Here is a 20579-nt window from a genome sequence, read left to right as displayed (position 1 = left end):
GTTCTACCTCAGCTTCAGGGTGGCAAGGCCGACCAGTACCAGAATCACGGTGATGATCCAGAAACGGACGATCACACGCGGCTCGGGCCAGCCCTTGAGTTCAAAGTGGTGGTGAATCGGTGCCATGCGAAACACACGGCGACCGGTCAGCTTGAAGGAGGCAACCTGGATCACGACTGACAGGGTCTCCATCACGAACACGCCGCCCATGATGAACAGGACGATTTCCTGACGGACGATCACCGCGATAGTGCCCAGGGCCGCGCCCAGCGCCAGCGCGCCAACGTCGCCCATGAACACCTGGGCCGGATAGGTGTTGAACCAGAGGAAGCCCAGGCCCGCGCCGATCAGCGCGCCGCAGAACACGATCAACTCGCCGGCGCCCGGTACATAAGGAATCAGCAGGTATTCGGCGAACTTCACGTTACCCGAGAGGTAGCAGAAGATCCCCAGCCCGCCGCCAACCATCACGGTTGGCATGATCGCCAGGCCGTCGAGGCCGTCGGTCAGGTTGACCGCGTTGCTCGATCCGACGATCACGAAATAAGTCAGCACGATGAAGCCTGCGCCCAGCGCAATGCTGTGATCCTTGAGCATCGGCAGGATCAGGGTGGTTTCCACCGGCGTGGTGGCGGTCATGAACAGGAAGATCGCCGCCCCCAGGCCGAACACCGATTGCCAGAAATATTTCCAGCGACTCGGCAGACCTCGGGAGTTCTTCTCGATCACCTTGCGATAGTCGTCGACCCAGCCGATGGCGCCGAACAGCAAGGTCACCAGCAGAACGGTCCAGACATAACGGTTGCTCAGGTCAGCCCAGAGCAAGGTGCTGACGCCGATGGACGACAGAATCAGCGCGCCGCCCATGGTCGGGGTGCCGGATTTGGACAGGTGCGATTGTGGGCCGTCGTTGCGAACGGATTGACCGATCTGACGGTTCTGCAAGGTACGGATCATCCACGGGCCATAGCACAGCGACAAAACCAACGCGGTCAGCACACCGAGAATCCCGCGCAGGGTCAGGTACTGGAAGACCGCGAAGCCTTTGTAGAACTGTTGCATATACTCCGCTAGCAGCAGCAGCATTAATGTTTCTCCAGACGGGTCCCGCACAAAGCGGCGACGATGTTTTCCATCGCCGCGCTGCGCGAGCCTTTGATCAAAATGGTGGTGTTTGTGTCTTGCTCGGCGTCGAGGGCCTTGATCAGTTCAGCCTGTGTGCCGAAGTGCCAGGCCTGGTCACCGAAAGCGTTCACGGCGTGAGCCATCATTGGCCCGACGGCATAAAGCGCGCTTACCTTGCCACGGGCATATTCGCCCACATCGCGGTGCCCCTGCTCCGCCCAATCGCCCAACTCGCCGATATCCCCGAGCACCAGGACGGTGCGGCCGGAAAAGCCGGCCAGTATATCAACGGCGGCACACATGGAGGTGGGGTTTGCGTTATAGGTGTCATCGATCACGCGCATGCCATTGCTGGCCAGTTGCGCGACAGTGCGGCCCTTGACCGGTTGCACCGTGCCAAGGCCGGTGACGATGCCGGACAACGATACGCCCAGCGCATGGGCTGCCGCTGCGGCGGCCAGGGCATTGGCGACGTTATGGGTGCCGAGCAGATTCAGCTGAACCCGCTGCTCGCCTTCAGGACTGTGCAGATTGAAGGCCGGGCAACCGCGAGCGTCGCGGTCCAGGTCGCTGGCGTAGAAGTCGGCGCCGACATTGCTCAGGGCGAACGTCAGCACCTGGCGACCGGCAGCGCGGGCCTTCCAGATGGCGAACGCCTTGTCGTCGAGATTGAGCACGGCGACGCCATCGGCCGCCAGCCCTTCAATGATCTCGCCTTTTGCCTCAACGATTTTTTCCGGCCCGCCGAACTCGCCGACGTGGGCGGTTCCTGCGTTGTTGAGTACGGCCACATGGGGCTTGGTCATGGCGACGGTGTAGGCAATTTCGCCGAGCCGCGAAGCGCCTAGCTCGATCACTGCAGCGGTGTGTTCCGGCGCGAGTTCGAGCAGGGTCAGCGGCACGCCGAGGTCATTGTTCAGATTGCCACGGGTCGCCAGCACCGATCCGCGCGTACGCAGGATGCCGGCGAGCATTTCCTTGACCGTGGTCTTGCCGCTGGAACCGGTGATGGCGGCCACGGGGTGGGTAAACGCGGCACGGTTCATCGCGCCCAGTTGCCCAAGGGCCTGGCGGGTATCCTTGACCAGCAACTGCGGCAGCGCGCTGTCGGCAACTTCACGCTCGACCAGTGCACCGGCGGCGCCCAGGTTGGCCACTTCGTTCAAATAGTCATGGCCATCGAAGCGCGGACCGGTGAGGGCAATAAACAGTTGGCCGGGCTTGATGGCACGACTGTCGATACTGACGCCATCAAACGAGGCATCGCCCACCAGCAGCTGGCCGTTCAGCGCTCCGGGCAGTTCGCTCAGTTTCAACGCCTTAAGCATGAGCCACCTCCCACGCGGTCAAGGCATGATCGGCCTCGACCAGATCGGAGAATGCGTGACGCTGGCCGTGGATTTCCTGATAGTCCTCATGACCTTTGCCGGCCAGGACAATCACGTCATCGGCCGAAGCGCCGGCAATCAGCTGCGCGATCGCCTGGCCACGACCAGCGACGAACGTGACTTTATCCACAGCGGTAAAGCCGGCGCGGATGTCATCGAAAATCACTGCCGGGTCTTCGGTACGCGGGTTGTCATCGGTCACCAGCACACCGTCGGCCAAGCGCTCGACCACTTCGGCCATCAGCGGACGCTTGCCGCGATCGCGATCACCACCGCAACCGAACAGGCACAGCAAACGACCTTTGGCGTGAGGGCGCAGGGCCATCAAGACTTTTTCCAGCGCGTCCGGCGTGTGGGCGTAATCAACCACCACCAACGGCTGGGAGCCACCGCCGAGCCGCTGCATGCGACCGGCCGGGCCTTCGAGTTTCGGCAGCACCTTGAGAATTTCGTCCAGGGCGTAGTCCAGGCCGAGCAAGGCGCCAATGGCGGCGAGCACGTTGCTCAGGTTGAAGCGACCGAGCAAAGTGCTGCGCAAGAGGTGCTGGCCCTGCGGGGTGACTAATGTGGCGCGCACACCTTCGTCGTCGAACTGCGCTTCACGGCAATAAAGATAGGCCCGGGAATCTTCCAGGCTGTAGGTGATCAGCCGCGACTCGAGTTTTTCGGTGGCCAGGCGCCGGCCGAAATCGTCGTCCAGGTTGACCACGCGGCACTTCAGATCGCTCCAGGCAAACAGCTTGGCCTTGGCTTCGCCATAGGCCTGCATGGTGCCGTGGTAATCCAGATGATCGCGGGACAGGTTGGTCATCACTGCCACATCGAACGCCAACGCCGTGACGCGGCCCTGATCCAGACCGTGGGAAGAGACTTCCATCGCCACGGCTTTGGCACCGGCCTTTTTCAGGTCGGCGAGGGTCGCTTGCACAGCGATCGGGTTCGGCGTGGTGTGCAGGCCGCTTTGCAGCGCGCCGTAGAAACCGGTGCCCAGGGTGCCGACGATACCGCAATGCTGACCGAGCAGATCCAGCGCTTGCGCGACCAACTGCGTGACGCTGGTTTTACCGTTGGTGCCGGTGACGCCGACCAGGTTCAGATGGCGGCTCGGATCACCGTAAAAACGCCCGGCGATGTCCGACAGTTGCGCCGCCAGGCCCTTGACCGGAATCAACGGCACGTCGGTGATCGGCAGCACGGTTGCGCCTTCGACTTCGTAGGCCACGGCCGCGGCACCGCGCTGCAACGCGTCGGCAATGTGCGCCCGACCGTCGAACTTGCCGCCAGGAACGGCGAGAAACAGATCGCCCGCACGCACGTTGCGACTATCCAGGGTCAGTTCGCGGATCAGCAGATCGCGGCCGGCATGGGCGAAAATCTTATTCAGGCTCAGAGACATCAGCCGCGCCCTCCATTGGCTTTCAGCGGAACGACCGGTGTTGCGTTCGCTTGTTGAACAGGTGGCAGATTGTCCGGGGTGATGTTCATCAGGCGCAGGGTCCCGGACATTACTTTGCTGAACACGGGCGCCGATACCAGGCCACCGTAGTAACCGGCCTTGGTCGGTTCATCGATCACGACCACGATCGCGTAGCGCGGATCGCTCATCGGACCGAAGCCGGCAAACAGCGAGCGGTAGGAGTTCACGGCATAGCCCTTGGTACCGACCGACGTTTTACGCGCGGTACCGGACTTGCCGCCGACGTGATAGGCCGGCACCTGCGCACGGAATACACCGCGGGGGGCCTCGATCACTTGCTGCAGCATGGTCTGCATGGTCTTCGCGACGGCTTCCGGCAGGACCTGGCTGGATTGCGGCGGCTTGTCGGTCTTGATCAGCGTCAGCGGCGCGAGGCGACCGTTGTTGGCCAGGGCCGAGAAGGCGTGGACCAACTGGATCGCGGTCACGGAAATGCCGTAGCCATAGGACAACGTGGCGGTTTCAGCCTTGCGCCATTCACGGTAGTTCGGCAGGTTGCCGACGCGCTCGCCCGGGAAACCCAGGCCGGTGTCCTGGCCGAGACCGACTTTCTGTGCCAGGCGGAAAATGGTTTCGCCGCCGATGTCGAACGCGACCTTGCTCATGCCGACGTTACTGGAATTGATCAGGATCCCGGTCAGGTCGAGCACCGGACCTTCGGATTTGGAAACGTCACGAATGGTGTACTTGCCCAGCTGCAGCGTGCCCGGGTAAACCTCGACGGTATCGCTTGGTTTCCAGCGACCGGTTTCGATGGCGGCGCTCATGGAGATCGCTTTCATGGTCGAACCCGGCTCGAACACATCGATCATTGCGCGGTTGCGCATCATCGCCGGCTGCAGGTTGCGCCGGTTGTTCGGGTTGTAGGTCGGCTGGTTGACCATGGCGAGGATCTCGCCGGTCTTCACGTCCATGATCACCAGGCTGCCAGCCTTGGCGCCGTTCTCGATGATCGCGTTGCGCAGTTCACGGTTGGCCAGGTATTGCAGGCGCAGGTCAATGGACAACGCCAAGGGCTTTCCGGCCTTGGCGTTTTTGGTGACCTGGACATCCTTGATAAGTCGGCCGCGCCGGTCCTTGATGACCTGTCGCTTGCCTGGCACTCCGGCCAGCCATTCGTCGTAGGCCAGCTCGACCCCTTCTCGACCGTGGTCGTCGATGTCGGTAAACCCGACCATGTGCGCGGTGACTTCACCGGCCGGGTAGAAACGCCGGAATTCTTCAATGCCATATACGCCCGGCACTTTCAGGTCGAGCACGGACTGGCCTTGCTCGGGGGTGAGCCCGCGCACCAGGTAAATGAATTCTTTATTGGCCTGGGCTTCGAGACGCTCGGCCAGGGCTTTGGGATCCTGGCCCAGCGCCGCGGCCAGTGCCGGCCACTTCTCTTTGGCCAGCTGCATTTCCTTGGCATTGGCCCACAGGGTGGTGACCGGCGTACTCACGGCCAAAGGCTCGCCATTACGGTCGGTGATCAGGCCACGGTGAGCCGGAATCGGGATATGTCGAACACTGCGCGCATCGCCCTGGCCTTTCAGGAAGGCGCGGTCGACCACTTGCAGGTCGATGATACGCCAGGCAATGGCCGCGACCATGATGCCGAGCAAGCCCAGCACCAGGCGGAAACGCCATGGAAAGAGCGCGCCTTCGAGTTTCATCATGGCGCCACCATCTGCACTTCAGCGGCGCCAGGAATGTGCATCTTCAGTTGCTCGGTTGCCAGGACTTCGATACGGCTGTGGGCCGTCCAGGTGCTCTGCTCGAGAATCAGCCGGCCCCATTCCGCCTGCGCCTTGTCGCGCACGCTCAACTCGTTGTACAGCGAGTTCAGCAGCTGACGGTTCCAGTGGGCGCTGTAGGACACGCCGACGGCAGACACGAGCACGCCGATAAACAGCAGCAACATGAAAAAGCTGCCGCCAGGAAGTGGCTTGGCGAAGAGCTTGCTCACCGCAATTTCTCCGCGACACGCATGATGGCGCTACGGGAACGTGGGTTGGCTTTGAGTTCGGCCTCGGAGGCGGACTGCGCTTTGCCATGGACCTTGATTTTCGGTTCGAAGGCGACGTGACGAACCGGCAGGTTGCGCGGCAGGTTGTCGGCTTCGCCTTTCACCAGTTTGCGCATGAACAGTTTGACGATGCGATCTTCCAGCGAATGGAAGCTGATGACCACCAGACGGCCGCCAACTTCCAGGCATTCCAGGGCAGCTTCGAGGCCGGCCTCCAGATCGCCCAGTTCGTTGTTGACGTGAATGCGCAGGCCCTGGAACGCACGGGTCGCCGGGTTCTTGCCCTTTTCCCACGCAGGGTTGGCGACTTTCAGGACTTCAGCCAGATCGGCAGTGCGCTCGAACGGCCTGATGTCGCGACGCTCGGCCACGGCACGGGCCATGCGACCGGAGAAACGCTCTTCGCCGTATTCCTTGAATACCCGGGCAATTTCTTCCACCGGCGCGGTGTTGACGAATTCGGCAGCGCTGATCCCGCGGGACGGGTCCATGCGCATGTCCAGCGGACCATCGTTGAGGAAACTGAAGCCGCGCTCAGGGTCGTCGAGCTGTGGCGAGGACACGCCCAGGTCGAGCAGAACACCGCTGACCTTGCCATCCAGACCGCGTTCGGCGACTTCCGAACCGAGCTCGGCAAAGCTGCGTTGTACAACGACAAAGCGGCCGTCTTCGGCCGCTAGCGTTTGCCCGGTGGCAATCGCTTGAGGATCCTTGTCGAATCCGAGCACCCTACCCTCTGGACCGAGCTGGCTGAGGATCAACCGGCTGTGTCCGCCGCGCCCGAACGTACCGTCCAGATAGCAGCCATCAGGTCGTACGGCGAGAGCCTCGACGGCTTCGTCAAGCAGTACGGTGATGTGGTTAAAGCCGCTATCAATAGTCACAGGATCAAATCACGCAGTTCATCAGGCATGGTGCCCGGTTGTTGTTTAATAGCAGCCAGGTCAGCGGCAGAAACCGCATCCCAGGCATCCTCGTCCCACAATTGGAACTTGTTCAGTTGGCCTACCAGCATCGCGCGCTTATCCAACTTGGCGTAGTCACGAAGACGCGGCGGAACCAGAAAACGACCACTGCCATCGAGCTCGAGGTCGACGGCATTACCAATCAGTAAACGTTGCAGACGGCGGTTCTCTTCGCGAAGCGAAGGCAGTGCACGCAGTTTGGTTTCAATAATTTCCCACTCATCGAGGGGATACACACACAGGCATGGATCAACGGCATCGATGGTGACGATCAACTGACCGGAACTGCGCGAAACCAGCTCGTCGCGGTACCGACTCGGCATAGCGAGACGGCCCTTTGCATCGAGACTGATTGCATTAGCTCCGCGAAACACGTCAGCGTTACTCCAAATCCAGCGGTTTTAGCTCAAAAAACCCACTTCGCTCCACTTTCCGCCACTTGTGCACACTATAGGAATGCGGCTACCGCACCGTCAAGGCGCACATCAACGGAAAACCCTTACAGAACTGGGATTTAGGAACATGAGGGAGGGGGTAACGAGAATCGGGCAGGCGAGACTGGGCAATAACTTGAGCCAGAACAAGAGGCTGGGATCACAAGTTAAAGTAATTTGTTAAGAGTAAGATTTTTTCGGTATTACGAAAGTGCTCTGCCGATCATTCTGAAAGGGGGTAAATTGCCATCATGGCACCCCTGTTCAATGATTAAAGCAGAAGCGGGAGAAAAAGGTGGAGAGTCGATCTGTAAGCCGGGTTCTGTCTTGAACAGTCATTCGTCTACGATGGCCATCACTGGACATCTTTAGCAACCTACCCGGTCCCAGCGCGGGCCACGCCTTGGGACCCTATTTGGTCTTGCTCCAAGTGGGGTTTACCTAGCCACGAACTGTTGCCAGTCGTGCGGTGCGCTCTTACCGCACCTTTTCACCCTTACCGGCGCCGAAGCGCTTAGGCGGTTATTTTCTGTGGCACTTTCCGTAGGCTCACGCCTCCCAGGCATTACCTGGCACTTCGCCCTATGGAGCCCGGACTTTCCTCCCCCCCCTAATTTTCATAGAGGGCAGCGACTGTCCGATCGACTCTCCGCCGCGAAGGTTAACGGTAGAGCGGCCGAAGAACAAGCGCTAAACGCCTTTGGCCATGCCTTCGCGTCGGGTTTACTCGCCCTTCTGTTTATCCAGTGCGACCTGATAGAGCACATTCTTGCGCTCACCGGTAATCTGCGCTGCCAGCGCGGCGGCACGCTTGAGCGGCATTTCCTCGAGCAACAGATCGAGGATACGCATTGCCTCACTGCTGACGGCATCCTCGGATTCGGGTGCCGACCAGCCTGACACCAACACGACGCATTCGCCGCGCTGCTGATTGCTGTCCGACTCGACGAACTCGCGAAGCTCGGCCAACGGCAGGCCCTTGAGCGTTTCAAACGTTTTGGTCAGCTCTCGCGCCAGCAACGCCGGACGCTCCGGCCCGAAGACCAGTTCCATGTCTTGCAGGCATTCAAGGATGCGGTGCGGGGCCTCATAGAAAATCAGGGTGCGCGGCTCTTCCTTGACCAGCTCCAGACGGGCGCGGCGGCCCACGGTCTTGGCCGGGAGGAAACCCTCGAAAATGAAGCGATCCGACGGCAGGCCCGCAGCCGACAACGCCGCAATCAATGCGCAAGCACCCGGAACCGGTACCACATTGATACCGGCGGCACGGGCCTGACGCACCAGGTGATATCCCGGATCGGAAATCAGCGGCGTCCCTGCATCGGAGATCAGCGCCACATCGTCACCGGCCAGCAGGCGGGTAATAAAGCGACTACCTTCATCCCGTTCGTTGTGTTCATGGCAGGCCGCCAGCGGCGTGGGAATGCCGAAGTGCTGCATCAACCGCTGCGAGTGACGAGTGTCTTCGGCGGCGATCAAGGCCACCTCGCGCAATATTTTCAGGGCTCGCGCACTGATGTCGTCCAGGTTGCCGATGGGCGTCGCCACCACATAAAGCGAGCCAGCAGCGGAATTCAAAACACCTGGAGCAGTCAAAGCGCACACCTCATGATCGGTAAAAGCCGCCATTGTAGCGCGTAGCGACGTTCGCGACAGGCGCAAGCCATTCTCGGTTTTTCTGCCTTTTATGCCCTGCTGCAACATTTGCATGAGCTAAATTGATCGATTCACACCAGTAACATCGCGCCCCGGCCAGTGCTTGGGTACAATTCCACGCTAATTTGATCGAGTATCAGGAACACTACATGATCGCTTGCCTGCGGCTGCTCACTGCCCTCTGCCTCGCTGCCTTGCTGGCGGCTTGCGCCAGTTCGCCCTCCTCCAGCCTTGGCGAACTTCCACGGACCCCTGATGCCAGTATCGAGCAACTGCTCCAACAGGCCACTCAAAGCAAAGACCCGGAAAAAGCCGCCTTGCTGCGCCTGAGTGCGGCAGACCTGGCCTATCGTCAGGGTAACGCGGGCCAGTCCGCGCAAATCCTGCAACAAGTGCCCGTCGAGCAACTCAAGCCCGGGCCGCAGGTTTTCGCCAGCACCCTGGCGGCTGAGCTGGCGCTGGCCCGCAATCAGCCGAAAGCGGCGCTGGCGGCCTTGAGCCATCCGAGCCTGCAACGCCTGGGCGAGCTACCGGTCGAGCAACAAATCCGTACCAGCATCGTTCATGCCCGCGCCCTTGAGGCCGATGGCCTGACCGTGGCTTCGGCACGGCAACGCATCTTTATCGCCCCGATGCTTGAAGGCGAAGCTGCCAGCAACAACCACGAAGCGATCTGGACCCTGATCTCATCGCTGCCAATCGATCAATTGCAGCCGGCCGCCACCGAAGACCTCGGCGGCTGGATGCGCCTGGCCCAGGCCGTGAAAACCGCCGGCACCCTGGAACAGCAGCAAGCCGCAATCGACAACTGGCGCACGCAGAATCCAAAGCACCCCGCCGCCATTCAACTGCCGCTACCACTGACCAAACTCAAGGAACTGGCCAGCCAGCCCCTGGGCAAGATAGCCCTGCTGCTGCCACAGGACGGCCCGCTGGCTGCGGTCGGCAAAGCATTGCGCGAAGGCTTCATGGCCGCTCATTACCAGGCGCAACAGGCCGGCCAGCAACCGCCCGCCATCGAGTTCTATGACAGCTCGCGCCTGACGTCCCTTGACGACTTCTATCGCCAGGCCCAGGCCGATGGCGTGCAACTGGTCGTCGGTCCGCTGGAGAAACCGCTGGTCAAGCAGCTCAGCACTCGCCCGCAATTGCCGATCACCACCCTGGCGCTGAACTACAGCGAAGGTGAACAAGGTCCGGGACAGCTGTTCCAGTTCGGCCTGGCCGCCGAAGATGAAGCCCGCGAAGTATCCCGTCGCGCTCGCGCCGATGGCCTGCATCGCGCCGCCATCATGGTGCCGAAAGGCGAATGGGGCGACCGCGTCATGAGGGCTTTCAGCCAGGACTGGCAGACCAACGGCGGCAGCATCGTCGCAACCGAGCGCGTGGATCAGCCCGTGCAGCTGGCCCAGCAGATTGCTGACATGTTCCAGCTGCGCCAGAGCGAAGGTCGCGCCAAGACCCTGCAGAGTACCGTTGGTGCGCAGGTCGCTGCCCAGCCTTCGCGTCGCCAGGACATCGAGTTCATCTTCCTCGCGGCAACGCCTCAGCAAGCCCAGCAGATCAAGCCGACCCTGAACTTCCAATACGCGGGCGACGTGCCGGTCTACGCCACTTCCCACGTGTTCAGTGCCAACGGCGACCAGAACCAGTACAACGACATGAATGGCGTGCGCTTCTGCGAAACCCCCTGGTTGCTGGACGCCAACGATCCACTGCGCCGCCAGGTGACCGCTCAATGGCCACAAGCCAGCGGCAGCCTGGGTCGCCTGTATGCCATGGGCGTCGACGCTTATCGCCTGGCGCCACGCCTGGGACAACTCAAGGCCTTGCCGGACAGCCGTATCGAAGGCCAGTCGGGCAGCCTGGGCATGACGCAAAACCAACGCGTGGTGCGCCAGTTGCCATGGGCCCAGTTCGTCAATGGCCAGGTTCAACGCCTGCCGGACACCCCACGCTGATGCCTGACAGGTCACGCCGGCAAAGCGGAAAAGATGCCGAGCGCCATGCGCTCGAGCACCTTCAACAACAGGGTCTGCGCCTGCTGGCGCAGAACTGGTTGTGCAAACGCGGCGAGCTTGATCTGGTCATGCTTGATGGCGATACAGTAGTATTCGTTGAAGTCCGCTACAGAAAAAACACCCAATGGGGTGGCGCACTCGATAGCATCGATGGGCGCAAACGGCAGAAACTGATTTTCGCCGCGCAGTATTTTCTTCAGCGCGAGTCGCGTTGGGCCAATTCCCCCTGCCGTTTCGACGTGGTTGCCATCGACAGCGACCTCGCGCAGTTGAACTGGTTGCAGAATGCCTTCGACAGCTGATCGCGGGTGCCGCGAACCGGACACTTTTACCCAACACTTTTGCTCTTTGCTTTGCGGGCTGCACATTCATGTGCCCAGTAGCCGCGCTAATTAAGGTCACACAGATGGACATGCAATCGCGAATTCGCCAGCTTTTTCAGGCCAGTATCGACACCAAGCAACAGGCGATGGAAGTACTTGCACCGCACATCGAGCAAGCCAGCCAGGTCATGGTCAACGCCCTGCTCAACGAGGGCAAGATGCTCTCCTGCGGCAACGGCGGTTCCGCCGGCGATGCCCAGCACTTCTCGTCGGAGCTGCTCAACCGCTTCGAACGTGAACGGCCGAGCCTGCCAGCCATCGCGCTGACCACCGACAGCTCGACGATCACCTCGATCGCCAATGACTACAGCTATAACGAAATTTTCTCTAAACAGATCCGCGCCCTCGGCCAGCCGGGCGATGTATTGCTGGCAATTTCCACCAGCGGCAACTCGGCCAACATAATTCAAGCGATCCAGGCCGCACATGATCGCGAAATGATTGTCGTAGCATTGACGGGTCGTGACGGCGGCGGCATGGCGTCGCTGCTTTTGCCCGAGGACGTCGAAATTCGCGTACCGGCCAACGTCACCGCACGTATTCAGGAAGTCCACCTGCTGGCGATCCATTGCCTTTGCGACTTGATCGACAGCCAACTGTTCGGGAGTGAAGAATGACCCTTAATCGCCTAGGCCTACTGGCCTTGACCCTGTGCCTCGGCATCAGCGGCTGCACCTCGGTGGTTAACGCCAGCCGAGAAGCACCGATCGATGACGACCGCGGCACCCGCACCTTCGGCAGCAAGATCGACGACTCCCTGATCGAAACCAAGGCCGGCGTGAATATCGCCAAGGCCGATCCTGCCCTGGACAACGAATCACACATCGTCATCACCAGCTTCAACGGCGTTGTGCTGCTCGCGGGTCAAACCCCGCGTGCAGACCTCAAGGCCAAGGCCGAGCAAGTTGCCGCTGCGGTTCAGCGCGTGAAAAAGGTTCACAACGAACTGCAGGTGCTGCCACCCTCAAGCTTCCTTGCTCGCCAGAACGACACCTGGCTAACCTCCAAGATCAAGACCCAGATGCTGGCCGATGCGAGCATTCCGGGTTCGCGCATCAAGGTTGTAACCGAAAACGGCATCGTTTACCTGCTGGGGTTGCTGACCAAGCAGGAAGCGGCTCAGGCGACCAACCTGGTACAGGGCGTTTCCGGGGTGCAGAAGATCGTGAAGTTGTTCGAATATATTGACTGACACCCCCCTCCCGTAGGAGCCAGGCTTGCCGGCGAAGGCATCCTTGAGGGCCCCTTCGCCGGCAAGCCTGGCTCCTACGGGCGAAGGCGTCCTTGAGATCGCCTTCGCCGGCAAGCCTGGCTCCTACGGGCGAAGGCATCCTTGAGGGCCCCTTCGCCGGCAAGCCTGGCTCCTACGGGCGAAGGCGTCCTTGAGATCGCCTTCGCCGGCAAGCCTGGCTCCTACGGTAATAAAAAAGGCGATCCTTTCGGATCGCCTTTTTTATTACTTCACCACCTTCAAACTCGGTCGCCCGCTGGGACGCGGCGGCTCACTGTCGGGTGGCGGGATATCATCATCCGGCTCGATCTCCTCCTCGCCATCCATGGGCGATTCCAGATCGAACACCATGCCCTGACCGTTCTCCCGGGCGTAGATACCCAGGATCGATGCGATAGGCACGTACAGCGTGTGTGGCACGCCACCGAAGCGCCCTTCGAAGCTGACAGCCTCGTTGTCCATGTGCAGATGGCGCACGGCCGCCGGCGATACATTCAGGACAATTTGTCCGTCACTGGCAAAACCCTGAGGCACCTGCACCGACGGATACTCGGAATTGACCAGCATGTGCGGGGTGCAATCGTTGTCCACAATCCACTCGTAGAGCGCGCGGACCAGATAAGGTCGACTGGAGTTCATAGCGGCTCCTTAAGCCTTAGCGCATATCGCGTTCGACACCAGACAGACTCGCCTGGAATGCCTCACGCGCAAACGAGCGCTCCATGTAATCAAGCAGCGGCTTGGCAGGCCGCGGCAGTTCAATGCCCAGAATCGGCAATCGCCAGAGTATTGGCAAGAGGCAGCAGTCCACCAGACTTTGTTCCTCGCTGAGGAAAAACGGCTTGTCGGCGAATAATGGCGACACGCCGGTCAGGCTTTCGCGCAACTCTTTACGAGCCACGACACGGGCCGCTTCCTTGGACCGGGAATCCAGGATCAGATCCACCAGACCACACCAGTCTCGCTGAATGCGATGAATCAGCAGACGGCTGTTGGCACGCGCCACGGGATAAACCGGCAGTAACGGCGGGTGCGGGTAACGCTCATCCAGATATTCCATCACCACGGTCGACTCCCACAACGCCAGGTCACGATCGACCAGGGTGGGCAAGCTGCCGTAAGGGTTCACTTCGATCAGTTTAGGCGGCTGGCGACCAGCTTCCACATAAATGATCTCGGCGCTGACACCCTTCTCTGCAAGTACGATGCGTACTCGGTGGGAATAGTGGTCGGCGGGGTCGGAGTAACAGGCCAACCGATTGGTCACGCCCATGGCGGTCCTCCTCGCTTGTTGAAATTATCGGAAGCGGAAAAACGAGCGCGCCCAGAGGGCGCCTCCCGTAACGCCTGGATCACCAGGCTCGTTACACCTTCAGAGACGCCCTTGGGCGCGCGCGATTAACAGCAATTGCTTGAAGCTTTATCAGTGCACGTCTTTCCAGTACTCACGCTTGAGCAAATAGGCGAATACGAAGAAGAACGCCAGGTACAGCAATACGTACGTACCGATGCGCTGATGTTGCAGCTTAACCGGGTTAGCCGAGTAAGCGAGGAAGGTTACCAGATTCTTGACCTTCTCATCGAACTGCTCTTCGGTCAGGGCCCCGCTTTTCGGCACGATGGTCAGCTGATCGCACGCTTCATGAGTCAGCGGCGTACCGGTCAGCGGATCATATTGCTTCTTGTCGTCGTCGACGACCTGGACCTGTTTGCAGCCGACTACCTGACGACCTTGCAGACCGACCAGAACGTTAGGCATCCCGACGTTCGGGAACACCTTGTTGTTCACGCCCCAAGGACGCGACGGGTCTTCGTAGAACGATCTCAGGTAACCGTAGAGCCAGTCGGTACCACGGACACGAGCCACCAGGGTCAGGTCGGGTGGCGCGGCACCGAACCAGGTCTTGGCGTCAGCGGGCTGCATGCCGATGCTCATGTGGTCGCCGATCTTGGCACCCGTGAACACCAGGTTCGAGAGCATCAGCTCGTGCGGGATGCCCAAGTCATCGGCAACACGCTCGTAACGCTGGAACTTGGCGCTGTGGCAGCCCATGCAGTAGTTGGCGAACGTGCGTGCGCCATCCTGCAAGGCAGCCTTGTCGGAAACGTCGATGTCGACCTTTTCCAGTTCTGGACCACCGTGTTCGGCCGCGAAGGACAGTACAGGCATAGCAGCAAGAATCAGTACAGCCAATAGCTTTTTCATCAGCCAGTCACCCTTTCCGGAACCGGTTTGGTCTTCTCGAGCCTGGTGTAGAACGGCATCAGAATGAAGTAGGCGAAGTACAGGAAGGTACACACCTGCGACAGCAAGGTACGCCCTGGAGTCGGAGCCAGCACACCCAGGATGCCGAGGATCACGAACGATACGCAGAACACCACCAGCCAGATTTTGCTCAGCCAGCCTTTGTAGCGCATCGACTTGACCGGACTGCGGTCCAGCCACGGCAGGACGAACAGCACCGCAATGGCCGCACCCATGGCGATAACGCCAAGGAGCTTGTCCGGAACCGCCCGCAGAATCGCGTAGAACGGCGTGAAGTACCAGACCGGAGCAATGTGCTCTGGGGTCTTGAAGGCGTTCGCCACTTCAAAGTTCGGCTTCTCGAGGAAGTAGCCGCCCATTTCCGGGAAGAAGAACACGATCGAGCAGAAGATGAACAGGAACACCACCACGCCGACGATATCTTTCACGGTGTAGTACGGGTGGAAGGCGATGCCGTCCAGCGGTACGCCGTTTTCGTCCTTGTGCTTCTTGATGTCCACACCGTCCGGGTTGTTCGATCCGACTTCGTGCAGCGCCAGAACGTGCAGCACCACCAGACCGAGGATCACGATCGGCAAGGCCACGACGTGCAGGGCAAAGAAGCGGTTCAGGGTAATACCGGAAATCAGGTAGTCACCACGGATCCACTGGGTCAGATCGTTGCCGATGACCGGGATCGCACCGAACAGCGAGATGATCACCTGGGCACCCCAGTAGGACATCTGGCCCCAAGGCAGCAGGTAACCCATGAAGGCTTCAGCCATCAGCGCCAGGTAGATCAGCATGCCGAAGACCCACACCAGCTCACGCGGCTTCTGATACGAACCGTAAAGCAAGCCACGGAACATGTGCAGATACACCACGATGAAGAACATCGAAGCGCCGACCGCGTGCAGCAGACGCAGGATCGAGCCGTACTCGACGTCGCGCATGATGTATTCGACGGAGGCAAAGGCTTCTTCCGCCGACGGGGTGTAGCTCATGGTCAGCCAGACACCGGTGACGATCTGGTTGACCAGAACGAGCAGCGCCAGGGAGCCAAAGAAATAGAAGAAGTTGAAGTTCTTCGGGGCGTAGTACTTGCTGAGATGGTCTTCCCACATTTTGGTCGCGGGAAAGCGCGCATCAACCCAATCCATGAACTTGCTCATCACGCTTTCTCCGTATCGACGCCAACGACAATGATGTCATCGGTCTCATAGGAATGCGGGGGAACTGGCAGGTTCAAAGGCGCAGGTTGCGACTTGTAGACGCGGCCAGCCAGGTCGTAGTGGGAACCGTGGCAAGGGCAGAAATAACCCCCCACCCAATCCTTGCCCAGATCTGCAGGTGCCACTTCCGGACGGAAAGTCGGCGAGCAACCCAGGTGCGTGCAGATTCCGATCAGCAGCAGAACCTCTGGCTTGATCGAACGCGTTTCCGGGTCGACGTAGGTCGGTTGTGTCGAGTTCTTGGAGGTCGGGTCAGACAGCTGGCCCTCGATCTTTTTCAGATTCCCCAGGATTTCCTCGGTACGGCGGACGATGAACACCGGCTGACCGCGCCACTCAGCAATCATCTGCTGGCCTGGCTCGATTTTGCTGACATTCACCTTCACCGGTGCACCTGCGGCTTTCGCCTTGGCACTGGGAAACCATGACCCCACGAACGGGACCGCAGCCCCCACCGCTCCTGCAGCACCCACCACGGATGTGGCTGCTACCAAGAAGCGACGCCGGCCTGCATTCACGCCGTCATTGCTCATTCAGTCCTCTCCCATCAGCTTTGTGGCCTGTTAAATCAGGCATCTACTAAGTAAAACTATGTACTTATAAAAATTTTGCCGAATGGTAATGAAAAGCCCCAATTCTGACAAGGTAATTACCGCGGGGCTTCACTGCCAAGCCTTGCAGTATAGGGCCTCTGCGGATGTGGCAAGTTGTCACAGAACAATTTCCGGATAAATCGCGCCCATAAAAAAACGCCCGGCTCCGCAAGGAACCAGGCGTTCTTTTTGAACGAGAAAGCGAATTAACGCTTCGAGTACTGCGGACGCTTACGCGCTTTACGCAGACCGACTTTCTTACGTTCAACTTCACGAGCATCGCGAGTAACGAAGCCAGCTTTGCGCAGAGCGCCACGCAGGGTTTCGTCGTACTGCATCAGTGCGCGAGTGATACCGTGGCGGATTGCGCCAGCTTGACCACTCACACCACCGCCGATCACGGTGACGTAGATGTCGAATTTCTCGACAGTCTCAGTCAATTCCAGCGGCTGACGAACTACCATGCGGGCAGTTTCGCGGCCGAAGAAATTATCCAGCGAACGGTTGTTGATGGAGATGTTACCAGTGCCCGGACGCAGGAAAACGCGTGCGGTTGCGGTTTTGCGACGGCCAGTGCCGTAATTTTGAGTCGCCGACATAATGAACTATTCCGTTAAAACTTCAGTTCTTGGGGCTGCTGAGCAGTATGAGGGTGTACAGCGCCCGCATAGACTTTCAGCTTACGATACATGTCGCGACCCAGCGGGTTCTTAGGCAGCATGCCTTTGACCGCGGTCTCGATCACGCGCTCAGGGGCTTTAGCGATCAGCTTTTCGAAGTTGATCGACTTGATGCCGCCCGGGAAACCGGAGTGGGAGTAGTAGATTTTGTCGGTGGTTTTAGCACCGGTCACACGAATCTGCTCGGCATTGATAACGACGATGTAATCGCCGGTGTCAACGTGAGGAGTGTACTCAGCTTTATGCTTGCCACGCAGACGGCTCGCGATTTCGGTGGCCAGACGACCCAGGGTCTGACCTGCAGCGTCGACGACAAACCAGTCGCGCTGTACTGTTTCCGGTTTAGCAGTAAAAGTTTTCATTCTTTATAGCCTCAGGGGCCGCCCTGTAAATTAGACGGCGGATCTTACTGAATAGTGCGTACTTTGACAAGTCAAAGGCAGCCGGATACAGACGCTTTCGGGGGCTCGGGTCGGCGCGTCCGTTCAACGGCAAGATTCTTCGGCGGCGGCGCATCACTTCCACTGCAGAAAGAGGTGCGCAATTATGCAGATTGCGAAAAATAATTCAACCTGCTTTTATGATTCTTTTGCCCAAGGAGCACCCGATGGACTATCGCCAGCTAGGCCGAACCAATCTGAACGTGAGTGCAATCTGCCTCGGCACCATGACCTGGGGCGAGCAAAACAGCGAAGCTGAAGCCTTCGCCCAGATTGAGCGGGCCAAAGGCGCCGGGATCAATTTCATCGACACCGCCGAGATGTACCCGGTGCCGCCCAAGGCCGACACCTACGCCACCACCGAACGCTACATCGGCAATTACTTCAAGAGCCGCGGCGATCGCGCCGACTGGATCCTGGCCAGCAAGATCGCCGGCCCCGGCAATACCATCGACTACATCCGCGACAAAAACCTGCGGCACAACCGCCAGCACATCACCGAAGCCGTCGATGCCAGCCTCGAGCGCCTGCAGACCGACTACATCGATCTCTATCAACTGCATTGGCCGGAGCGCAGCACCAACTTCTTCGGCCAACTGGGTTACAAACACCAGATCGAAGCCAACCTCACGCCGCTGGAAGACACCCTCGAAGCCCTGGACGAACAGGTCAAGGCCGGCAAGATCCGCCACATCGGCCTGTCCAATGAAACGCCCTGGGGCACCATGCGTTTCCTCGCCCTGGCCGAAGCCCGTGGCTGGCCGCGTGCGGTGTCGATCCAGAACCCCTATAACCTGCTCAACCGCAGCTTCGAGATCGGCCTGGCGGAAATCGCCATCCGCGAACAGTGCGGATTGCTCGCCTATTCGCCGCTGGCGTTCGGTTTCCTGTCGGGCAAGTACGAAGGTGGCGCCCGCCCGCCCAAAGGCCGCCTGAGCCTGTACAGCCGCTTCAGCCGCTATTTCAATCCGCAGTCGGAAGCGGCGTGCAGCCGGTATGTGGCACTGGCCCGGGAACACGGCCTGGACCCGGCGCAAATGGCGCTGGCATTCGTGACGCAGCAACCGTTCGTCACCAGCAACATCATTGGTGCGACGACGCTGGAGCAGCTTGATAGCAATATCGCGAGCTTCGAGCTGAAACTTTCCGATGAAGTGCTGGCGGGGATCGAGGCGATTCACAAGGATCACCCGAATCCAGCTCCCTGACCCCCACCTGTAGGAGCGAGCTTGCTCGCGAAAAACCTGAGGGCGCTGCAGGGTGTCAGGCTTCCAGCGTTATCGTTGACGACCTTCGCGAGCAAGCTCGCTCCTACAAGGATTCTGTGTCGATCACAAGATGGCGATCAACCCGGATCCCCTGTGGGAGCGAGCTTGCTCGCGAAGGCGATCTCGAACTCACCACGCCATCAAAGCGACCGCGCAATAATCTCCTTCATGATCTCATTCGTCCCGGCATAAATCCGCTGCACCCGCGCATCCGCCCAGGCCCGGGCGATCGGGTATTCCCACATGAACCCATACCCGCCATGCAACTGCACGCACTCGTCGAGCACCTTGCATTGCAGGTCAGTGCCCCAGTACTTGGCCATCGCCGCCGTCGGCACGTCGAGCTTGCCTTGCAGGTGCAGCTGCAGGCACTTATCGACGAACACCCGGCCAATCTGAATCTCGGTCGCCATCTCCGCCAGCTTGAAACGCGTGTTCTGGAAATCGGCAATCGCCTTGCCGAACGCCTTGCGCTCACGGGTGTAGTCCAGTGTCCATTGCAGCGCCGCCTCAGCCGAGGCCAGTCCGCCGATGGCGACAGTCAGGCGTTCTTGTGGCAATTCCTGCATCAGGTAGGCAAAACCCATCCCCGCTTGCCCCAGAAGGTTTTCCCTGGGCACCCGAACGTCCTGAAAGAACAATTCCGAGGTGTCCTGAGCCTTCATCCCGACTTTTTCCAGACGCTTACCCTTGTCGAAACCCGGTGTATTCGCCTCGACCAGAAACAGGCTGGTGCCCTTCGCGCCGGCCTTCGGATCGGTCTTGGCCACGACAATCACCAGGTCTGCCAGAAAACCGTTGGTGATGAAGGTTTTCGAACCGTTGATCACATAGTCATCGCCGTCCAGCACCGCGGTGGTCTTGACCCCTTGCAGGTCGGAACCGGCGCCCGGCTCGGTCATGGCAATGGCGGTGACCATTTCGCCGGACACCAGTTTCGGCAGGTATTTATGCTTCAGCGCTTCACTGCCGTAATGCAGGATGTAAGGCGCAACAATGTCCGAATGCAGAGAAAAGCCGATCCCGGTCAGACCCAGGCGCCCCACCTCTTCGATCACCACCGCGCTGTACAGAAAGTCCGCCCCCAGCCCGCCATATTCTTCCGGCAGATGCGAACACAGCATCCCCGCCTCCCCCGCCTTGTTCCAGAGTTTGCGGTCGATGTAGCCTTGTTTTTCCCATTGCCCATGGAACGGCACGGCCTCTTTTTCGAGGAAGGTTCGCACGCTGTCGCGAAACAGTTCGTGCTCGGGACTGAACAAGGTTCTGGGAATCATGCGGCACCTGTCGTTATTGCGGGAAGGAGTTGTCCTTCAGAGACTAAGCTTCGCTTTCGATACAGGACACTGGACACATCAGACAAAAAATAAGACGATCCAGCCGTCTGGTGACCACTTTCCCCTATAAGAATAAAGTTGAATTATGTCTAA

21 protein-coding genes, 1 other RNA gene and 1 pseudogene are annotated in these 20579 nt (G+C 59.7%); 5 read left to right on the top strand and 18 right to left on the bottom strand.

What is annotated here, in order from left to right:
- Positions 1 to 3 precede the first annotated feature (3 nt).
- From mraY to rsmI, 9 genes are all read right to left on the bottom strand, one after another.
- Positions 4 to 1086 carry a phospho-N-acetylmuramoyl-pentapeptide-transferase gene (mraY, locus tag F8N96_RS08070; protein ID WP_150767359.1) on the bottom strand — a complete coding sequence of 361 codons (1083 nt, stop codon included), beginning with the start codon at positions 1084 to 1086 and terminating at the stop codon, positions 4 to 6.
- Positions 1086 to 2453 carry a UDP-N-acetylmuramoyl-tripeptide--D-alanyl-D-alanine ligase gene (locus F8N96_RS08065; protein ID WP_150797358.1) on the bottom strand — a complete coding sequence of 456 codons (1368 nt, stop codon included), beginning with the start codon at positions 2451 to 2453 and terminating at the stop codon, positions 1086 to 1088. Before F8N96_RS08065 ends, mraY begins: the two co-directional genes overlap by 1 nt.
- Positions 2446 to 3909: a UDP-N-acetylmuramoyl-L-alanyl-D-glutamate--2,6-diaminopimelate ligase gene (locus tag F8N96_RS08060; RefSeq protein WP_150797357.1), complete on the bottom strand. Its 1464-nt coding sequence runs from the start codon at positions 3907 to 3909 to the stop codon at positions 2446 to 2448. The genes F8N96_RS08065 and F8N96_RS08060 overlap by 8 nt, the downstream gene beginning before the upstream one ends.
- A complete protein-coding gene (locus F8N96_RS08055; RefSeq protein ID WP_191630724.1) occupies positions 3909 to 5648 on the bottom strand; it encodes a peptidoglycan D,D-transpeptidase FtsI family protein in 1740 nt (579 codons plus the stop codon). Before F8N96_RS08055 ends, F8N96_RS08060 begins: the two co-directional genes overlap by 1 nt.
- On the bottom strand, positions 5648 to 5941 hold the full coding sequence (gene ftsL, locus F8N96_RS08050) for a cell division protein FtsL (RefSeq protein WP_150767363.1): 294 nt from the start codon (positions 5939 to 5941) through the stop codon (positions 5648 to 5650). The genes F8N96_RS08055 and ftsL overlap by 1 nt, the downstream gene beginning before the upstream one ends.
- Positions 5938 to 6885 carry a 16S rRNA (cytosine(1402)-N(4))-methyltransferase RsmH gene (rsmH, locus tag F8N96_RS08045; RefSeq protein WP_412071807.1) on the bottom strand — a complete coding sequence of 316 codons (948 nt, stop codon included), beginning with the start codon at positions 6883 to 6885 and terminating at the stop codon, positions 5938 to 5940. The genes ftsL and rsmH overlap by 4 nt, the downstream gene beginning before the upstream one ends.
- Positions 6882 to 7340, bottom strand: a complete 459-nt coding sequence (mraZ, locus tag F8N96_RS08040) for a division/cell wall cluster transcriptional repressor MraZ (RefSeq protein ID WP_150797355.1) — start codon at positions 7338 to 7340, stop codon at positions 6882 to 6884. The genes rsmH and mraZ overlap by 4 nt, the downstream gene beginning before the upstream one ends.
- Positions 7341 to 7695: 355 nt before the next feature.
- Positions 7696 to 8049: RNase P RNA component class A (gene rnpB / locus F8N96_RS08035), an RNA gene on the bottom strand.
- A gap of 74 nt (positions 8050 to 8123) precedes the next feature.
- The gene (rsmI, locus tag F8N96_RS08030; protein WP_191630722.1) at positions 8124 to 9029 is read right to left on the bottom strand and encodes a 16S rRNA (cytidine(1402)-2'-O)-methyltransferase; all 906 of its coding nucleotides are present in this window, start codon (positions 9027 to 9029) and stop codon (positions 8124 to 8126) included.
- Positions 9030 to 9205: 176 nt separating this feature from the next.
- On the opposite strand from rsmI, the gene F8N96_RS08025 reads away from it, so the two are divergent.
- The 4 genes from F8N96_RS08025 (at position 9206) to F8N96_RS08010 (ending at position 12652) form a co-directional block, all read left to right on the top strand.
- Complete coding sequence (locus F8N96_RS08025) at positions 9206 to 11017, top strand: penicillin-binding protein activator (RefSeq protein WP_150797353.1); 1812 nt, start codon at positions 9206 to 9208, stop codon at positions 11015 to 11017.
- A complete protein-coding gene (locus F8N96_RS08020) occupies positions 11017 to 11379 on the top strand; it encodes a YraN family protein (protein ID WP_150797352.1) in 363 nt (120 codons plus the stop codon). The genes F8N96_RS08025 and F8N96_RS08020 overlap by 1 nt, the downstream gene beginning before the upstream one ends.
- A 104-nt stretch (positions 11380 to 11483) precedes the next feature.
- Positions 11484 to 12077, top strand: coding sequence for a phosphoheptose isomerase (locus F8N96_RS08015; protein WP_007972584.1), 594 nt, complete (start codon positions 11484 to 11486; stop codon positions 12075 to 12077).
- Positions 12074 to 12652 carry a BON domain-containing protein gene (locus tag F8N96_RS08010; RefSeq protein WP_150797351.1) on the top strand — a complete coding sequence of 193 codons (579 nt, stop codon included), beginning with the start codon at positions 12074 to 12076 and terminating at the stop codon, positions 12650 to 12652. The genes F8N96_RS08015 and F8N96_RS08010 overlap by 4 nt, the downstream gene beginning before the upstream one ends.
- A 264-nt stretch (positions 12653 to 12916) precedes the next feature.
- Here F8N96_RS08010 and F8N96_RS08005 read toward each other — a convergent pair whose 3' ends face one another.
- From F8N96_RS08005 to rplM, 7 genes are all read right to left on the bottom strand, one after another.
- The gene (locus tag F8N96_RS08005; protein ID WP_128873741.1) at positions 12917 to 13330 is read right to left on the bottom strand and encodes a ClpXP protease specificity-enhancing factor; all 414 of its coding nucleotides are present in this window, start codon (positions 13328 to 13330) and stop codon (positions 12917 to 12919) included.
- A 16-nt stretch (positions 13331 to 13346) separates the two neighbouring features.
- Positions 13347 to 13964: a glutathione S-transferase N-terminal domain-containing protein gene (locus F8N96_RS08000; protein ID WP_008155978.1), complete on the bottom strand. Its 618-nt coding sequence runs from the start codon at positions 13962 to 13964 to the stop codon at positions 13347 to 13349.
- 150 nt (positions 13965 to 14114) lie between these two features.
- Positions 14115 to 14897: a cytochrome c1 gene (locus F8N96_RS07995; protein WP_150797350.1), complete on the bottom strand. Its 783-nt coding sequence runs from the start codon at positions 14895 to 14897 to the stop codon at positions 14115 to 14117.
- The gene (locus tag F8N96_RS07990) at positions 14897 to 16108 is read right to left on the bottom strand and encodes a cytochrome b (protein ID WP_138964339.1); all 1212 of its coding nucleotides are present in this window, start codon (positions 16106 to 16108) and stop codon (positions 14897 to 14899) included. Before F8N96_RS07990 ends, F8N96_RS07995 begins: the two co-directional genes overlap by 1 nt.
- On the bottom strand, positions 16108 to 16701 hold the full coding sequence (gene petA, locus F8N96_RS07985) for a ubiquinol-cytochrome c reductase iron-sulfur subunit (protein WP_008060255.1): 594 nt from the start codon (positions 16699 to 16701) through the stop codon (positions 16108 to 16110). Before petA ends, F8N96_RS07990 begins: the two co-directional genes overlap by 1 nt.
- Before the next feature lie 266 nt (positions 16702 to 16967).
- Entirely contained in the window at positions 16968 to 17360 is a 393-nt protein-coding gene (rpsI, locus tag F8N96_RS07980) for a 30S ribosomal protein S9 (protein WP_002555064.1), read from the bottom strand.
- Positions 17361 to 17374: 14 nt separating this feature from the next.
- Entirely contained in the window at positions 17375 to 17803 is a 429-nt protein-coding gene (gene rplM / locus F8N96_RS07975) for a 50S ribosomal protein L13 (RefSeq protein ID WP_007905295.1), read from the bottom strand.
- A 245-nt stretch (positions 17804 to 18048) separates the two neighbouring features.
- Here rplM and F8N96_RS07970 point away from each other — a divergent pair, with 245 nt between their 5' ends.
- A complete protein-coding gene (locus tag F8N96_RS07970) occupies positions 18049 to 19089 on the top strand; it encodes an NADP(H)-dependent aldo-keto reductase (RefSeq protein ID WP_150797349.1) in 1041 nt (346 codons plus the stop codon).
- An 8-nt stretch (positions 19090 to 19097) separates the two neighbouring features.
- On the opposite strand, the pseudogene F8N96_RS35325 reads toward F8N96_RS07970, so the two are convergent.
- Positions 19098 to 19184: pseudogene (locus F8N96_RS35325) on the bottom strand (outer membrane lipoprotein carrier protein LolA); the annotation flags it as partial.
- A 105-nt stretch (positions 19185 to 19289) separates the two neighbouring features.
- Positions 19290 to 20426: an acyl-CoA dehydrogenase family protein gene (locus tag F8N96_RS07965; protein ID WP_150797348.1), complete on the bottom strand. Its 1137-nt coding sequence runs from the start codon at positions 20424 to 20426 to the stop codon at positions 19290 to 19292.
- Positions 20427 to 20579: the final 153 nt, after the last annotated feature.

The sequence above is a fragment of the Pseudomonas fluorescens genome, from assembly GCF_902497855.1.
Lineage (GTDB): Bacteria > Pseudomonadota > Gammaproteobacteria > Pseudomonadales > Pseudomonadaceae > Aquipseudomonas > Aquipseudomonas fluorescens_BI.
Note: the sequence above shows the minus strand (reverse complement) of the source record. Positions and strands in the feature narration are given on the sequence as shown.

Excerpts from the sequence above, each read along its gene's own strand:
- F8N96_RS08005 (WP_128873741.1), bottom strand. The coding sequence starts at position 13,330 with ATGAACTCCAGTCGACCTTATCTGGTCCGCGCGCTCTACGAGTGGATT.
- rplM (WP_007905295.1), bottom strand. The coding sequence starts at position 17,803 with ATGAAAACTTTTACTGCTAAACCGGAAACAGTACAGCGCGACTGGTTT.
- F8N96_RS07965 (WP_150797348.1), bottom strand. The coding sequence starts at position 20,426 with ATGATTCCCAGAACCTTGTTCAGTCCCGAGCACGAACTGTTTCGCGAC.
- rpsI (WP_002555064.1), bottom strand. The coding sequence starts at position 17,360 with ATGTCGGCGACTCAAAATTACGGCACTGGCCGTCGCAAAACCGCAACC.
- F8N96_RS07990 (WP_138964339.1), bottom strand. The coding sequence starts at position 16,108 with ATGAGCAAGTTCATGGATTGGGTTGATGCGCGCTTTCCCGCGACCAAA.
- F8N96_RS07995 (WP_150797350.1), bottom strand. The coding sequence starts at position 14,897 with ATGAAAAAGCTATTGGCTGTACTGATTCTTGCTGCTATGCCTGTACTG.
- F8N96_RS08065 (WP_150797358.1), bottom strand. The coding sequence starts at position 2,453 with ATGCTTAAGGCGTTGAAACTGAGCGAACTGCCCGGAGCGCTGAACGGC.
- F8N96_RS08060 (WP_150797357.1), bottom strand. The coding sequence starts at position 3,909 with ATGTCTCTGAGCCTGAATAAGATTTTCGCCCATGCCGGCCGCGATCTG.
- F8N96_RS08025 (WP_150797353.1), top strand. The coding sequence starts at position 9,206 with ATGATCGCTTGCCTGCGGCTGCTCACTGCCCTCTGCCTCGCTGCCTTG.
- F8N96_RS08055 (WP_191630724.1), bottom strand. The coding sequence starts at position 5,648 with ATGAAACTCGAAGGCGCGCTCTTTCCATGGCGTTTCCGCCTGGTGCTG.
- petA (WP_008060255.1), bottom strand. The coding sequence starts at position 16,701 with ATGAGCAATGACGGCGTGAATGCAGGCCGGCGTCGCTTCTTGGTAGCA.
- F8N96_RS08010 (WP_150797351.1), top strand. The coding sequence starts at position 12,074 with ATGACCCTTAATCGCCTAGGCCTACTGGCCTTGACCCTGTGCCTCGGC.
- F8N96_RS08020 (WP_150797352.1), top strand. The coding sequence starts at position 11,017 with ATGCCTGACAGGTCACGCCGGCAAAGCGGAAAAGATGCCGAGCGCCAT.
- F8N96_RS08015 (WP_007972584.1), top strand. The coding sequence starts at position 11,484 with ATGGACATGCAATCGCGAATTCGCCAGCTTTTTCAGGCCAGTATCGAC.
- rsmI (WP_191630722.1), bottom strand. The coding sequence starts at position 9,029 with ATGGCGGCTTTTACCGATCATGAGGTGTGCGCTTTGACTGCTCCAGGT.
- mraY (WP_150767359.1), bottom strand. The coding sequence starts at position 1,086 with ATGCTGCTGCTGCTAGCGGAGTATATGCAACAGTTCTACAAAGGCTTC.
- F8N96_RS07970 (WP_150797349.1), top strand. The coding sequence starts at position 18,049 with ATGGACTATCGCCAGCTAGGCCGAACCAATCTGAACGTGAGTGCAATC.
- F8N96_RS08000 (WP_008155978.1), bottom strand. The coding sequence starts at position 13,964 with ATGGGCGTGACCAATCGGTTGGCCTGTTACTCCGACCCCGCCGACCAC.